The sequence below is a fragment of the Pseudoalteromonas sp. GW168-MNA-CIBAN-0100 genome (assembly GCF_040309225.1).
Classification (GTDB): Bacteria; Pseudomonadota; Gammaproteobacteria; order Enterobacterales; family Alteromonadaceae; genus Pseudoalteromonas; species Pseudoalteromonas arctica.
Window position 1 is genome coordinate 1 of the sequence record NZ_JBEOOL010000341.1, and the last position, 315, is coordinate 315.

Annotated in this window: 1 protein-coding gene; it reads left to right on the forward strand. The window is 47.0% G+C overall.

The genetic code is table 11. The annotated features are described in order from the left end of the window. Positions 1-315, forward strand: a 315-nt coding sequence (locus AAEY62_RS21395) for a cell envelope integrity TolA family protein (protein WP_350636394.1), incomplete at both ends; no start/stop codon positions are given.

Consider the following 315-nt stretch of genomic DNA (forward strand, 5'->3'; position numbering starts at 1 on the left):
GAAGATAAACGTATTCGCGATTTAGAGCGCAGAGCTAGTAATGCGCGCAAAGAGCGAGAATCAGAAGCACGACAAATTAAAAAGTTAGAGCAACAGCGTAAAGCCAAAGAGAAAGAAACGGCAGAGGCGCAAGCGCAAGCTAAAAAAGCACGTGCCATAGAGCAGCAAGAGCGTGCTAAAGCTAAGCAAGCCGAAAAGCAAAAGCAAGAGTCTGAAAACGCTGCAAAGGCTGCCGCTGATAAACGCAAAGCTGAGGAAGATGCGCTTAAAAAAGCACAAGCTGAACGCAAAAAACGCGAAGCAGAAGCCGAACGT